Genomic DNA, 13,820 nt, shown 5'->3' on the forward strand with positions numbered 1-13,820 from the left:
CTGAAGGATTTGTTGATCATTCGAGCATGCCGAACAGATGACCGCGCTACACCCTGGAAAAACTACCTTGCGACGGGTCGCGCCGGGTCAGCGCACCACTCACTCCAGGACCCTGCATACAAGCGCCCCCCCGGTTGCCCCGCTGCGGCAAGCGCCAGCAAGTTATGACAGGCTGTCACGCCGGAACCACACTGATGCACCACATCCGCTGGCGGAATCGCCCCCAGCACATCCTGCCACTCATGCTGTAATTGCTGCGGTTCCTTGAATCGGCCACCAGGCGCCAGGTTGTCCTGAAAGAACCGGTTGATGGCGCCAGGAATATGCCCGCCCACCGGGTCAATGGTTTCACCCACGCCACGAAAGCGATCAGGGCTGCGTGCATCGACCACCTGAAAAGAAGACTCGCGCAAATCCGCTTCAACCTCGGCCGCAGTGACCCGACGTTCCGGGCGCACATGCGGTGTGAATTTCTTCGGCTCCATAACCTGCACATTGTCTGAAACATGTTGGCGCGCGCCTTGCCACGCGGGATAGCCACCATCCAGCACCTGCACCCTGTCATGGCCCAGCCAGCCCAGCATCCACCACAAACGCGCCGCATACATACCGCCAGAAGCGTCATAGGCCACCACGTGACTGTCATTGCCAATACCGGCCATGCCCAGCCGGGCGCCAAACCAGCCCGGGTCAGGCAACGGGTGCCGGCCATTGCTGCCCGTTTTGGGGCCAGACAGGTCTTCATCCAGATGCAGGAAGATGGCACCGGGAATATGGTCAAGTTCGTACGCGGCCCGGCCAGCCTGCGGGTTGGCGAGGTCGTGACGGCAATCGACAATCACAAGGTCAGAGTCGGTCATTCGGGTAGCCAGTTCGGCCACGGTGATCAACGGGGACATCGCGTAATACTCCAGCCAGAGTGGGTGTGCGCGTAGTGTGCCATTGGGCAAGACCTGGCGATACGCCCATCAAGAAACGCGCGCAGGACAAGAAAAAAGCGCCGGATCTGCCAGCGCCTTTTTCCAGGATTGATGCTTGAGACTTAGCGTTCCACCGCCAGCGAAACACCCATGCCGCCACCAATACACAAGGTGGCCAGACCACGTTTGGCATCGCGACGCGCCATTTCATGCAACAGCGTGACCAGGATACGGCAACCCGAAGCACCGATCGGGTGACCCAACGCAATAGCGCCACCATTCACGTTCACGCGATTCCAGTCCCACTTGAGTTCACGTGCCACGCCCAAAGCCTGGGCAGCAAATGCTTCATTGCCTTCCAGCAAATCAATGCTGTCCAGGGTCCAGCCCGTGCGGGCCAGTATGCGTTGGGTAGCCGGCACCGGGCCCATCCCCATGATGCTCGGGTCAACACCGGCCGATGCGGCGGCCCGGATGGTCGCCAGCGGCTTCAGGCCCAACTCGTCAGCCTTGGCGCGCGTCATCAAGAGCACACCAGCAGCACCATCGTTGATGCCTGATGCGTTACCGGCCGTCACAGTGCCTTCTTTGTCGAAAGCCGCACGCAGCTTGGAGAGCGATTCCATCGTGGTATTGGATTTGATGAACTCATCCTGATCGAACACCATCGGATCACCCTTGCGCTGAGGAATATGCACCGGAATGATTTCATCCGCAAAACGACCGGCCGCCTGGGCTGCGGCCGCTTTGGTTTGTGAGGCCAGCGCCAGTTCATCCTGTTCAGTACGGCTAATGTTGTACTTTTTGGCGATGTTCTCGGCAGTGATACCCATGTGGTACTGCTGATACGCATCAGTCAGGCCGTCGTAGACCATGCTGTCAATCAGTTGGGCATTACCCATGCGAAAACCATCTCGACTACCCGGCAGCAGATGCGGAGCAGCACTCATGTTTTCCTGCCCGCCGGCGATCACAATGTCACTCTCACCAGAGAGAATGGCTTGCACACCCAGCGCCACGGCCTTCAGGCCCGAACCACACACCTGATTGATGGTCAGGCCCGGCACGGCATCGGGCAGGCCAGCGCGGCGCAGTGCCTGACGGGCCGGGTTCTGGCCCAGGCCAGCGGTCAATACATTACCCAGGATGACTTCACTGACCTGATCTGCCGGCAGACCGCTGCGTTCCAGCAAACCCTTGATAACAATGGCGCCCAGTTCCGGTGCGCTCACCTTTGCAAGGCTGCCGCCAAAGCTACCAATAGCGGTACGCCCGGCAGCAACAATCACGATCTCACTCATTGTGTTTCTCCAAACCAGCGTTGCAAGAGTCTGGCCATACCTTGCGGCAGGCCGTTTCCGGAGCAGGTTTCATCATTGAAGACCAACTCCGCTACGTTGGATCACCCGGTGTGGACCGCCGGATGGGCACAAACAAAGCGTCTTGTGTTTTACGCCATCAAGAATCCGGTGCAGCCAGGCCGACCGGATTCACTGTGACATTTAGTCGCGCTTCTCTTTTACATAACGGCCAGGTGCGGGTTCGATGGGTTTGAACCCCGCTGCACCCAGCGTTTTACGGGCGGCTACTTTCTTGCCCGTGTACTGCTGTAACCAGTTATTCCAGTCCACCCACCAGCTACCGGGGCGGCTTTCTGCGCCATCAAACCAGGTGTCTGGCAACGTCGCGGCGTTGTCATTCACCCAGTAGTTGCGCTTGCCGGCCGCCGGATGGTTGATGGTGCCGGCAATGTGGCCCGATGCGCCCAGCACAAAGCGCGTTGGCCCTTTGAAGATACGCAGCGTGCCCCACGCAGACTTCCACGGCACGATATGATCTTCCCTCGCCGCAAACACATAAGTCGGCGTAGAAACGGTAGTCAGGTCGATCGGCACACCGCACAACGAGAACGAACCGGGTTTGGCCAGGTTGTTTTCCAGATACATATTGCGCAAAAAGAACGTGTGCATCGGCAATGCCAGATCGGCCGAATCATTGTTCCAGTACAAAAGATCAAATGGCGGCGGCGTCTTGCCTTTCAGATAGCTGCTGACCACGTAATTCCAGATCAGATCATTGGCGCGTAACGAAGAGAAAGTCCGCGCCAGTTCCTTGCCCGACACAATGCCGCCCTTATCAAGTTGGGCTTCACGTGAGCGGATGAGGTTCCAGTCAATATAGTGCTTGATGTCGCCCGGGTCAGAATGATCCAGCATGGACGTCATCAGCGTAACGGACCGGAACCAGTCCAGATTACGCGACTGCATAACAGGAATAGCCGTCGCAACAAGCCCGCCCCCAATGCAGAACGACAACACGTTCATCTGTTCGCGCCGGGTGATTTTGCGTACGACCTCAGCAGCCTTGATCACGCCGCTGTCGACATAATCGTCCCACTGCAGGTTACCCAGCTCAGGCGGGATGGAGCGCCAGGACACCAGAAACACGGTGTTTCCTTGTTCTACACACCAGCGCACCATGGAGTTTTCCGCCTGCAAATCCATGATGTAGTACTTGTTGACGCACGGCGGCACGATCAGCAAGGGAACTTCGTTGACCTGAGCGGTCAATGGCGTGTACTGGATCAATTGCAGGATGTCGTTTTCAAACACGACAGCGCCCTCGGTGACCGCCAGATTGCGGCCCACCTCGAACTGCGATTCATCCGTCATGGTGATGGTGCCCTTGCTGATGTCATCCATCAGCCGGCGCATGCCCTCTTTCAAGCTATCGCCATTGGTCTCGGCGGCCAGCTTCATCACCTCGGGGTTGGTCAGCGCAAAGTTGGCAGGGCTGACCGCATCAAGATATTGCCGCGTGAAAAACGCGGCTTTTTCGCGCAGGGCGTCGTCGGTTTGTGCCGCATCGACCATCTGCAACAGATAACGGGAGGTCAGCAGATAGTTTTGCTTGATCCAGGAAAAGAGCGGCGCATCCCATTCCGGCGAATTGAAACGGCGGTCGCCCTTGTCAGGCTGAACCGCTGGTGCGGCTTCCCGGGCACCAATCAGACCCAGCCAGAGATCAAGTTGTTGCTGATAGTACTCAGCCTGGCGAGCTTGCCACTCGGCCGTGTGGGCAGGTACCGTTGCCAGCACCTTGGGAACCAGATGCGGCAGCGCGTCATCCACGGTGGGTGCTACCGCGTTGACCCATTGCTGCCACCACTGCTGGCTAGCGTCGTTCATTTGCTTGAAAAAGCCGTCAAATGGCGTGGCCTGGGACACAATCTATCTCTCCGTCGTCATGGATTGATGGTTTGGAACTGCCCTGAAGTGGCGCAAAACCATACGCAAATTATCGCAAATGGTGCACCACAACATACATAATTCCCCCATGACCTGCAAGGTCGGTGAAATCTTTTAAAGTTGCACTTCGCAAGTACTTCGCGACCTCTTGATTTGGCATGACATTTTCAAAATTCTCAATTAGTATTACAGCGTTTCTGATAAACTTGGCCGCATATTGGAGATCTTGATGCGTCCCGCTTTTCCCCTTTTTGTCGCGTTGCTGACTGCCGCTTCCCTGTCGATTGCCCCAGTCGCCAGCGCCGCCACGTCGCATAAACACAAACACACTACCCAGTCTGCAAGCAAGAAGACAGCCACACCGAAGGCGTCTACAAAAACTGCTGCACGTACTACGACCGTTTACGAGAAAGGTCGGGTTAAACGTACCGCCATCGCCAATGCCCAGCGCAGCGTCCATGTTACGCGCGCCGTTGCGTTGTCTGGTTTTACGGCTGACAACCCCGGTCTGCAATCAGCATCCGTGCTGATCCTGAATGAAAACAGCGGTGAAGTGATCTACCAGAAGAACCCGGACGAAGTTGCGCCGATTGCTTCGATCACCAAGCTGATGACCGCCATGGTCACGCTGGATGCTCACTTGCCGATGAACGAATACATCACGATCAGTGATGAAGACGTTGATACGCTCAAGAATAGCTCGTCGCGTCTGCGCGTTGGCACTCGCCTGACCCGTGCCGAAGTCATGCTGCTGGCCTTGATGTCGTCGGAAAACCGCGCCGCTGCGGCGCTGGCCCGCACTTATCCGGGTGGTCATGACTTGTTCATCCGCAAGATGAACGAAAAAGCCACAGAACTGGGTATGAGCCACAGTCATTTTTATGACTCGACCGGCCTGACGCCGCAAAACATCTCCAGCGCCCGTGATCTGGTGCTGATGGTGCGTGCTGCGCGCAAGTATCCGGAGATCCACGAATTCACAACGTCGTCGCAATACGAATTCACCTCCAACCTCAATGGCCGCACCATGGCCTTCCACAACACCAATCCGTTGGTGAAGGAAGAACAATGGGATATCGGCCTGACCAAGACCGGTTTTACCAATGAAGCCGGCCATTGTCTGGTGATGGAAGCCACGATCAGTGGTACGCCGGTGGTCATGGTGCTGATGGATTCCACCGGCAAATACACCCGCATTGGGGATGCCAATCGTGTGAAGAAATGGCTGGAAACCAGCCCGGTGGCGCTGGCCCGTAGCTGATCGGGTACAGAGTCAAACCAACAAAAAAGCCCGGTTTTTACCGGGCTTTTTTGTTGTCGCGCGCCTGCATCAGAAGAAATCAGACAACCATGCTTTGAACTGGCCGGACGACATTGCCCCGCTCTGCCGCACCTGCTCCTGGCCGCGTTCAAATACCAGCAGCGTAGGAATGCTGCGAATGCGCAAGCTGTTAGCCAGTGCTTGCTCTTGATCCGTATCGACCTTGACGAAGGTTGCCTTGCCGGCAAAGTGTTCTGCCGCCGAAGCAAATGCCGGTGCAAATGCCTGACACGGCCCACACCAGGTAGCCCAGCAGTCCACCACCAGCGGATGCTTGAGCTGTTTATTGAGCACCGCAAATTGTTCAGCAGTGACGGCAACCGGCGCACCCGCAAACACGGGCTTGTGACAGGCGCCGCAGGTGGGATTATCGGCAATGCGTTCATCGTCGATACGGTTTTGGGTATGGCAATGGGGGCAAGCAATCTGCATGGTCGTTTCCGTTTTTATCAAAACTCCTGCCAGCATATTGGTGCCTGGCTTCGCGAATCTCAAGCTACGCGCCAGGCATTGTGTCTGATCATGCGCCTGGCCACATTTGGTGGTTTGCGCCAGGCAGGTGTGCCGGTACAATCGCGAACCCATTCAGTTAAACGAGCGCCGCACCATGCTCTGGTTTCGCAATATCCAGATTTACCGTCTTTCTTCCGATCACGCCCTGTCTGCTGACAGCATCAATGATCTCCTGGCCAAGCGCCCCTTCTTTAGCTGCGGCAGCCAGGACCTGATGACGCAGGGCTGGATTGCCCCTGCCGCGCACATGCCGGAAATGATGGCCTACCCGTTCCAGGATACGGTGTTGGTCATGCTTAAGACCGAAGAAAAGCTGCTGCCCGGTTCGGTCATCAAGCAGACCGCCGATTCACGTGTGCAGGAAATCGAAGCACGTGAAAACCGCAAGGTGGGCAAGCGTGAAATCAAGGAACTGCGCGAGCGTATTACTGAAGAACTGTTACCGCGCGCGTTCACCCGTTCGCGCACGCAACGCGCGCTGATTGATCTGGCCAATCACCTGGTGCTGGTCGAAAGCGCTAGCGCAGCCAAGGCAGAAGTCATGCTGTCGCTGTTGCGCGAAGCCTTGGGCAGCTTGCCCACCCGCCTGATTCAGACCAACACCACACCGCAAACCGCCATGACGGTCTGGCTGGAATCAGCGGACGCCGGTTTGTTTGACCTTGGCCAGGATGTAGAGCTGCGAGCACCAGGCGAAGATGGCCCGATTGCCCGCCTGGTCAAACAGCCGTTGATGGGCGAAGAAATTGCCCAGCATTTGTCCTCTGGCAAACTGGTCACCAAGATGGCACTGTCCTGGAACGACCGCATTGCACTGCAACTGACCGACAAGACAGAACTGAAGCGCGTGACCATGCTTGAGGCACTGCAAGACGACTTCAAAAATGCCGATGCCGCTGACAAAGCGGCCTTGTTTGACTCTGGCCTGGCGCTGTTCGTGGGCGAAACCCGCGCGCTGGTGCCGGATTTGCTGGAAGCACTGGGCGGCGAGCAGCCTGCCTGATCTGCAACGTGCAGATTCAACACAACGGCCAGCCGGTTACCCGCTGGCCGTTGTTTTATCTAACGCAGGTCAAACACTTAGAACGGCTTGGCGACCATCAGCCAATAGACCACCAGCAAACCGCCCTTTGCACCCTGTCGCGCATGCATCATTGCAGCCACAGCACTGACAATCCGCAGATGCCCGCAATCACATCCAGCCACAGCGCAGGGTCAACCCCGTTTCGGCCGATCGGCCAGCCAGCCTGGCGCATCATCCAGTCGCCGGATAACGGCTGGACAATCACCGAAGGTGGGGCGAGCCTTCAATCGACCCGCACCAACCCCATGGGGCAACCCAGCCCGCCGGAGCCACGACAAGATCATGCCCGAACCATCGCGGAAAGCCTCGCCTCACAAGTGCAATCGATGACTTCGGCTCAGGTGCAAGCTGTTATGCGGAATGAATTGTTTGTCCATCACAAAGAACAATCAGACCGACCAGTCGGCTAGACGTCAAAAATACCAATCAAAATCAGGTAATTACAGTAAAAACACTGGCCGGCATCGACTATTTGCTTTCATACCATTGCTTTGACAATTATCACGGAAGAAACCTACCATCGGCCACCGACTTCAATCATCAACAAGGTTAGCCAATGTCTTCCATCCAAGCGCCCGAAGAAAATCTCGGGGTTCTGGTCCGCCAGGTTCGTGACGGTCTGTTTCATCTGTTTGAACGCAAGCTGGCTTCCAGCGGCCTGGAACTGAACCTGAGCCAGTATCTGGTGCTCAAGCGTCTGGCCTACCACGGCGCGCAGACGGCAACTGAACTGGCCCGGGCCATTGACCATGATGCGGGTGCCATGACCCGCTTGCTGGACAAGCTGGAAGAGAAAGGCTACCTGCGCCGCCAACCCCATCAGGAAGATCGTCGCGCCTTGCAGATCACGCTCACAGAAGCGGGCCTGGCGCTGTGGACCACCATGCGTGGTTGTGGTGACGACTCCATGGAACAAGCACTTGTCGACCTCTCTGCAGATGAACAAGAAACGTTGATTTCTCTCCTCAAACGCGTCAGGAATAGCCTGGAGAAAGCGCAGTGATGAAAAAAACCTTGCGACGGCAAGTATTGTCGCACCCGCTGGTCTTGAGTGCGATCACGGTCGCGCTGTTGGCCGGTTGCGCCAATCAGGATGGATTGAGCCCACAAGGCAAACTGCTTGATGCCAACAGTTTGTCTGGTCAGCAGTCGCTTGCTGCGGCCAAAGTCAGCAACACGTGGCCGGATCAACGTTGGTGGAGCACGCTGGGTGATACCCAGTTGTCTGCGCTGATGGACGAAGCACTGAAAAACAACCCGAATCTGGAAGCCGCTGACGCACGCACGCGTCTGGCGCTGGCTCAGGCGGGTGCTGCCGATGCCGCCCGCATGCCGCGTCTGGACGCAGCTGCCGCGTACTCGGGCATCCGTATTCCGGGCACCGTCCTGCCACCGCCGTATGGCGACAGTTACGCTGCACTGAAGATGGTTTCCCTCAAGTTCAGCTACGACTTCGATCTGTGGGGTGGTCAGCGTGCCGCATGGGAAGCCGCCGTCGGCCAAAGCCGCGCGACACTGATTGATGCGCAGCAAGCGCGCATTACGCTATCGACCAACCTGGCCCGCACGTATTCGCAACTGGGTTATGCCTGGCAGATGCAAGACATCGCCAAGGCAGATCTGAAGCGCGCACAGAACCAGCTTGATCTGGTGCAACAACGCGTGAGTGCCGGGATTGATAGTCAGGTGCAGCTCAAGCAAGCCCAGGCCGCCCTGCCCGGCGCACGGCAGCAAGTCGAAGCCGCACAACAGCAGATTGACGACAACAAACTGCAGCTTGCCGCTTTGCTGGGTCAAGGCCCGGACCGTGGTCAGCAACTGGCCCGCCCGCAGCCGTTGCACCCGGGTGTACTGGCGTTGCCGAGCGTATTGCCGGCAGATCTGGTCGGCCGCCGCGCAGACATCGTCGCAGCGCGCTGGCGTGTAGAAAGCGCCAGCAAAGACGTCAAGACGGCGCAGACCAAGTTCTACCCGGATTTCAACCTGACCGCCGCAATTGGTCTGGCCTCTCTCTCCTTTGGTGACTTGCCCAAGTGGGATAGCCGCTACGCCCAACTGGCACCGGCGCTGACCTTGCCTATCTTTGATGGTGGCCGTCTGCGTGCCAATTTGTCCGCCAAAGATGCGCAGTACGATCTGGCGGTGGCGCAGTACAACCAGTCACTGGTGAACGCCATGCATGAAGTGGCGGCCGAAGTCAGCGCCATGCAATCGCTCGATAAACAAGTCACCGAGCAGCAAAGTGCGATACAGACCGTTCAAGCGGCCTATGACCTTGCCACCCAGCGTTACAAGGGCGGCCTTGGTAACTACCTGGAAGTGCTGACGGTGCAGCAACAATTGCTGAGCGCGCAGATGCGTCTGGCGTCGCTCAATGCACAACAACTGGATGCATCCATCTTGCTGGTACAGGCCCTGGGCGGTGGTTACCGTCCGGACGATGACGCCCCGGCAATTGCGACTGCTTCCGTACCCGCCAGCGCGCAATAAGCGCCAGCGTTGAACAAATCACCGAGATAATAGGGAAAGACAAGCATGAGCACCGAAAACAACGCCCCTGCCGCGACCAGCGCAGAGCGCCCTTCCCGTCGCAAGTTCTTGTTGCGGCTGGCCCTTGCCGTGTTCATCCTGGCCATGCTGGCCTGGGCTGTGTGGTACTTCATGGTCGGCCGCTGGAATGAAGACACCGATGATGCCTACGTGCAAGGCAACGTCGTGCAGATTACCCCGCAGATCGCCGGTACCGTGGTCAGTATCGGCGCCGAAAATGGCTCTCTGGTCAAAGCTGGCCAGACCCTGGTTGAACTGGACCCGAGCGATGCCCATGTGGGCCTGCAACAAGCCAAGGCCAACCTGGCCAGCACCGTACGCAAGGTGCGTGGCCTGTTCAGCAACGTGAATAGCTTGCAAGCCGAGCTGGCTGCCCAACAAACTGCGCTGGACAAAGCCAAAGCCGACTATGACCGTCGCCAGCAACTGGTGAAGACCGGTGCGATCTCGGCCGAAGAACTGGCCCATGCCCGCGATGCCCTGGCCGCTGCGCAAAGCACCGTCGCATCGTCACAAGGTCAGTTGACCACCAGCAAGGTGCTGGTGGAAGACACCGTTGTCGCCTCGCACCCGGATGTCGAAGCTGCTGCAGCCAAACTGCGCGCGGCTTATCTGGATGACGTGCGCACCACCATGGTCGCGCCAGTCTCTGGCTATGTAGCGCAACGCGCCGTGCAAGTGGGTCAACGCATTCAGCCCGGCACACCGCTGATGGCCGTAGTGCCGCTTGATCAGGCCTGGGTTGAAGCTAACTTCAAAGAGACCCAACTGCGCCACATGCGCATCGGCCAGCCGGTAACGCTCAAGGCTGACCTCTATGGCGGCAGCGTGGAATACAAAGGCAAGATCGACAGTCTGGGTGTAGGCACGGGTAGCGCGTTCAGCCTGATCCCGGCCCAGAACGCCACCGGCAACTGGATCAAGATCGTGCAGCGCGTACCGGTCCGTATCACGCTGGATCAGGACGAAGTGAAGAAAAACCCGCTGCGTATTGGTCTGTCGATGAGCGTGGATGTCAGCCTGCATGATCAGTCCGGCCCGTCTTTGTCCGATACGCCGGTCACGCATCCGTTGTTCACCACGGATGTGTACAAGCAGCAGTTGTCTGCAGCCGACCAGCTGATCAAGGACATCATCCATGCCAATCTGGCTTCCGGCCAGGGCAAGAAGTAAGCCGGGGTCGCGAGGATGAATCATCCTTCGTTCCGCCCGCCCAATCTGACGCTGGCGACCATTGGTTTGTGTCTGGCTACCTTTATGCAGGTGCTGGACACCACCATTGCCAACGTCTCGCTGCCCACCATTGCCGGTAACCTGGGCGTGAGCTCAGACCAGAGCGCATGGGTGATTACTTCGTTTGCGGTCAGCAATGCCATCGCGCTGCCGCTCACGGGTTTTCTGGTGCGCCGTTACGGCGAAACCCGTCTGTTTGTGCTGGCCACGCTGCTGTTCTCACTGGCCTCTTTGCTGTGCGGCGTTGCGCAAAGTATGGGCATGCTGGTGGGTTTCCGTGCGCTGCAAGGTGCTGTCGCCGGCCCGATGTACCCGATCACCCAGTCGCTGTTGATCTCGATCTACCCCGCCAATAAACGGGGGCAGGCGCTGGCGCTATTAGCAATGATCACCGTGGTGGCCCCGATCGCGGGCCCGATCCTGGGGGGCTGGATCACCGACAACTATTCCTGGCCGTGGATTTTCTTTATCAACGTGCCTATCGGGATATTTGCATCGTGGGTCGTCGCCAACCAGATGAAGGGTCGGCCGGAGAAACTCGAAAAACCCAAGATGGATTACGTTGGCCTGATCACGCTGGTGATTGGTGTCGGTGCATTGCAAGTGCTGCTGGATAAGGGCAATGATCTGGATTGGTTTCAATCCTCGTTCATTGTCACGCTGGCCATTATCGCTGCCGTGGCGCTGACCGTTTTCCTGATCTGGGAAATGACCGACAAAGACCCGATCGTGAACCTGCGCTTGTTCCGTCACCGCAACTTTGCGGCCGGTACGGTCACGCTCACACTGGGTTACGCCGGCTTCTTCGGCATGAGCTTGTTGTTACCGCTGTGGCTGCAAACGCAGTTGCACTACACCTCGGTGTGGGCGGGTCTGGCTACCGCACCGATTGGCGTGCTCCCCGTTGTGCTGACGCCGTTTGTGGGCAAGTACGCGCCGCGGTTTGACTTGCGTGTGCTGGCGACGATCTCGTTTATCGTGCTGGCAGGCACCTCGTTCATGCGGGCCGCCTTCACCATTGACGTGGACTTTGCTTCCGTCGCACTGGTGCAGTTGCTGATGGGTCTGGGCGTGGCGTTCTACTTTATGCCGGTGCTATCGATTGTGCTGTCTGACCTGCAACCGCATGAGATCTCCGCGGGCTCAGGTCTGGCAACCTTCTTGCGTACGCTGGGCGGCAGCTTTGCGGCATCGCTCACCACCTGGATCTGGCAGCATCGTGCAATCGAACACCATGCGCGCCTGGCTGAGCATATCTCTGTGTATGACCCGGCCACGCAGCAAGCCATTACCCAGTTGGGCCACGGCAGCTTGCCGCGAGCAGCGGCGGTGATGGATCAACTGGTACAGTCGCAAGCGTTGATGATGTCGACCATCGACTACTTCAACATGCTGGGCTGGTTGTTCCTGACGCTGATTGTGGTGGTGTTCTTTGCCAAGCCACCCTTCGCCCCCAAAGGTGGCGGCGCCAGTGCCGCAGCGGCGGGTGGTCACTGATCTGACCCGCTATCATGCACCAAAAACAAAGGCCCCTTCACGGGGCCTTTGTTTTCAGGTTTACCAACATGTTGCTTTCTTGCCATAAAAGATGCGCGTTTCATTCAGGAAAGATACATTCCTGCTGTGTCTGATCCTGATAACCAAAACCGTGCGCTTTGCGCCACCACAGAGAACCGCATGAAACTCACCATCAAGCGTGTGTCCGTTCTGAGAGCTGCCAAGATGGCGGCTATCTTTTATCTGGTCATCAGCATTCCGATGATGTTGTTGATGTTGATCCAGTTCAGCGCGGTGCCCGCACCCAACAAACCCGGTCTGGGCTGGCTGATTCTGGTACCTGTCATGTACACCATCATTGGCTTCCTGTTTACCCTGTTCAGCGCCTGGCTCTACAACATGGTTGCCCGCTGGCAAGGTGGGCTGGAGTTTGAAGTGTCTGAAGAAAAAGCAGCCATCTGAACCGCGTTCAACGGCGCGCTGCGGCCACGAGCGGCGCGCGCCTGCGGAAACACCCAAGCCGTTTTCCTGTCAGCGCTCAGGTAAAGTGGACATTCCTGCCCTCATTTCGCCGCGCCCATCATGCAAATCCGCCCCGTCCAGGCCAGTGACGCCCAGGCCATCTGTGAGATCTACAACCATTACGTCATCAACACGGCAATCAGTTTTGAACAAAACCCGGTGACTGCAGATGAAATGATCAAGCGTATTGAAGATATTGGCAGCAAGTACCCGTGGTTGGTCGTAGAGACACCAGATGGTGTTGTGGGTTACGCCTATGCCACAGTCTGGCGCGGGCGCCCGGCGTATAAACACACGGTAGAAAGCACCATCTACCTGCGTGCCGACACGCTGCGTGGCGGGATAGGCAAACCGTTGTATACCGCACTGATTGATGAACTACGTGCGCGGCAATTCCACGCGGTGGTCGGCTGCATTGCCCTGCCTAATCCGGCCAGTGTGGCGTTTCATGAGCGTTGCGGCTTTCGGAAAGTGGCGCATTTCAGCGAAGTTGGCCGCAAATTTGATCAGTGGCTGGATGCCGGTTTTTGGGAAGTCCTGCTTTAACGCGCAGAGCATGCGTTAATCAGAGGGGAAACGCATGGTTTACCTCATCATCAAATACCTGTGCACGGCGGGTGTAGTCGTCCTGGTGTCAGAGTTCGCCAAACGCAGTGATCGTTTGGGTGCGCTGGTTGCCTCGCTGCCGCTGGTCACGTTGCTCACTTTGTTCTGGCTGTATTTTGAGCACCAAAGCGCGCAAAAAATCAGCAATCATGCCTGGTACACGTTCTGGTATGTCATCCCGACCTTGCCCATGTTTCTGGTGTTTCCATGGACCATGGATCGCTGGGGCTTCTGGCCAGCGATCGGCACCAGCGTGGTCTTGACCATGGCCAGTTTTGGCTTGTTCGGGCTAGCGGTGCGGCGCTTTGGCGTGCAATTGTTCTAAC

Annotated in this window: 14 protein-coding genes; 10 read left to right on the plus strand and 4 right to left on the minus strand. The window is 57.6% G+C overall.

All coding sequences use genetic code 11. The features are described 5' to 3' along the window. Positions 1-62: 62 nt before the first annotated feature. The 3 genes from IEX44_RS03670 to IEX44_RS03680 form a co-directional block, all read right to left on the minus strand. A complete protein-coding gene (locus IEX44_RS03670; RefSeq protein ID WP_188688954.1) occupies positions 63-899 on the minus strand; it encodes a sulfurtransferase in 837 nt (278 codons plus the stop codon). Between the two features lie 143 nt (positions 900-1,042). Beyond that, the gene (locus IEX44_RS03675) at positions 1,043-2,221 is read right to left on the minus strand and encodes an acetyl-CoA C-acetyltransferase (protein ID WP_188688958.1); all 1,179 of its coding nucleotides are present in this window, start codon (positions 2,219-2,221) and stop codon (positions 1,043-1,045) included. A 201-nt stretch (positions 2,222-2,422) separates the two neighbouring features. After that, a complete protein-coding gene (locus IEX44_RS03680; protein ID WP_229678726.1) occupies positions 2,423-4,147 on the minus strand; it encodes a PHA/PHB synthase family protein in 1,725 nt (574 codons plus the stop codon). A 250-nt stretch (positions 4,148-4,397) separates the two neighbouring features. On the opposite strand from IEX44_RS03680, the gene pbpG reads away from it, so the two are divergent. Further along, positions 4,398-5,429 carry a D-alanyl-D-alanine endopeptidase gene (gene pbpG / locus IEX44_RS03685; protein ID WP_188688959.1) on the plus strand — a complete coding sequence of 344 codons (1,032 nt, stop codon included), beginning with the start codon at positions 4,398-4,400 and terminating at the stop codon, positions 5,427-5,429. Between the two features lie 69 nt (positions 5,430-5,498). On the opposite strand, the gene trxC is transcribed toward pbpG, so the two are convergent. Beyond that, positions 5,499-5,921, minus strand: a complete 423-nt coding sequence (gene trxC, locus IEX44_RS03690) for a thioredoxin TrxC (protein WP_188688962.1) — start codon at positions 5,919-5,921, stop codon at positions 5,499-5,501. A 175-nt stretch (positions 5,922-6,096) separates the two neighbouring features. Between trxC and IEX44_RS03695 the strand changes: the two genes are divergently transcribed. The 9 genes from IEX44_RS03695 to IEX44_RS03735 all read left to right on the plus strand — a co-directional run bounded on the left by IEX44_RS03695 (position 6,097) and on the right by IEX44_RS03735 (position 13,819). Next, positions 6,097-7,005 (plus strand): recombination-associated protein RdgC, encoded by a 909-nt coding sequence (locus IEX44_RS03695; protein WP_188688965.1) that lies wholly within the window; start codon positions 6,097-6,099, stop codon positions 7,003-7,005. Between the two features lie 8 nt (positions 7,006-7,013). Then, positions 7,014-7,496 carry a hypothetical protein gene (locus IEX44_RS21360; RefSeq protein WP_229678727.1) on the plus strand — a complete coding sequence of 161 codons (483 nt, stop codon included), beginning with the start codon at positions 7,014-7,016 and terminating at the stop codon, positions 7,494-7,496. Positions 7,497-7,642: 146 nt separating this feature from the next. Next, positions 7,643-8,089, plus strand: coding sequence for a MarR family winged helix-turn-helix transcriptional regulator (locus tag IEX44_RS03705; protein ID WP_188688972.1), 447 nt, complete (start codon positions 7,643-7,645; stop codon positions 8,087-8,089). Further along, entirely contained in the window at positions 8,089-9,576 is a 1,488-nt protein-coding gene (locus IEX44_RS03710) for an efflux transporter outer membrane subunit (RefSeq protein WP_188688975.1), read from the plus strand. Before IEX44_RS03705 ends, IEX44_RS03710 begins: the two co-directional genes overlap by 1 nt. 45 nt (positions 9,577-9,621) lie before the next feature. Continuing rightward, the gene (locus IEX44_RS03715) at positions 9,622-10,809 is read left to right on the plus strand and encodes an HlyD family secretion protein (protein ID WP_188688977.1); all 1,188 of its coding nucleotides are present in this window, start codon (positions 9,622-9,624) and stop codon (positions 10,807-10,809) included. 15 nt (positions 10,810-10,824) lie between these two features. Beyond that, entirely contained in the window at positions 10,825-12,366 is a 1,542-nt protein-coding gene (locus tag IEX44_RS03720; RefSeq protein WP_188688979.1) for a DHA2 family efflux MFS transporter permease subunit, read from the plus strand. Positions 12,367-12,546: 180 nt separating this feature from the next. Then, entirely contained in the window at positions 12,547-12,828 is a 282-nt protein-coding gene (locus IEX44_RS03725) for a hypothetical protein (protein ID WP_188688981.1), read from the plus strand. Between the two features lie 120 nt (positions 12,829-12,948). Continuing rightward, a complete protein-coding gene (locus IEX44_RS03730; RefSeq protein ID WP_188688984.1) occupies positions 12,949-13,434 on the plus strand; it encodes an arsinothricin resistance N-acetyltransferase ArsN1 family B in 486 nt (161 codons plus the stop codon). A 34-nt stretch (positions 13,435-13,468) separates the two neighbouring features. Then, on the plus strand, positions 13,469-13,819 hold the full coding sequence (locus IEX44_RS03735; protein ID WP_188688989.1) for a DUF3147 family protein: 351 nt from the start codon (positions 13,469-13,471) through the stop codon (positions 13,817-13,819). Position 13,820: the final 1 nt, after the last annotated feature.

It is taken from the genome of Silvimonas amylolytica (genome assembly GCF_014645555.1).
Lineage (GTDB): Bacteria > Pseudomonadota > Gammaproteobacteria > Burkholderiales > Chitinibacteraceae > Silvimonas > Silvimonas amylolytica.

Coding starts and splice junctions, on each gene's coding strand:
- IEX44_RS03670 (WP_188688954.1), bottom strand. CDS start 899: ATGTCCCCGTTGATCACCGTGGCCGAACTGGCTACCCGAATGACCGAC.
- IEX44_RS03730 (WP_188688984.1), top strand. CDS start 12,949: ATGCAAATCCGCCCCGTCCAGGCCAGTGACGCCCAGGCCATCTGTGAG.
- pbpG (WP_188688959.1), top strand. CDS start 4,398: ATGCGTCCCGCTTTTCCCCTTTTTGTCGCGTTGCTGACTGCCGCTTCC.
- IEX44_RS03675 (WP_188688958.1), bottom strand. CDS start 2,221: ATGAGTGAGATCGTGATTGTTGCTGCCGGGCGTACCGCTATTGGTAGC.
- IEX44_RS03735 (WP_188688989.1), top strand. CDS start 13,469: ATGGTTTACCTCATCATCAAATACCTGTGCACGGCGGGTGTAGTCGTC.
- IEX44_RS03705 (WP_188688972.1), top strand. CDS start 7,643: ATGTCTTCCATCCAAGCGCCCGAAGAAAATCTCGGGGTTCTGGTCCGC.
- IEX44_RS03715 (WP_188688977.1), top strand. CDS start 9,622: ATGAGCACCGAAAACAACGCCCCTGCCGCGACCAGCGCAGAGCGCCCT.
- IEX44_RS03710 (WP_188688975.1), top strand. CDS start 8,089: ATGAAAAAAACCTTGCGACGGCAAGTATTGTCGCACCCGCTGGTCTTG.
- IEX44_RS03695 (WP_188688965.1), top strand. CDS start 6,097: ATGCTCTGGTTTCGCAATATCCAGATTTACCGTCTTTCTTCCGATCAC.
- IEX44_RS03720 (WP_188688979.1), top strand. CDS start 10,825: ATGAATCATCCTTCGTTCCGCCCGCCCAATCTGACGCTGGCGACCATT.
- trxC (WP_188688962.1), bottom strand. CDS start 5,921: ATGCAGATTGCTTGCCCCCATTGCCATACCCAAAACCGTATCGACGAT.
- IEX44_RS03725 (WP_188688981.1), top strand. CDS start 12,547: ATGAAACTCACCATCAAGCGTGTGTCCGTTCTGAGAGCTGCCAAGATG.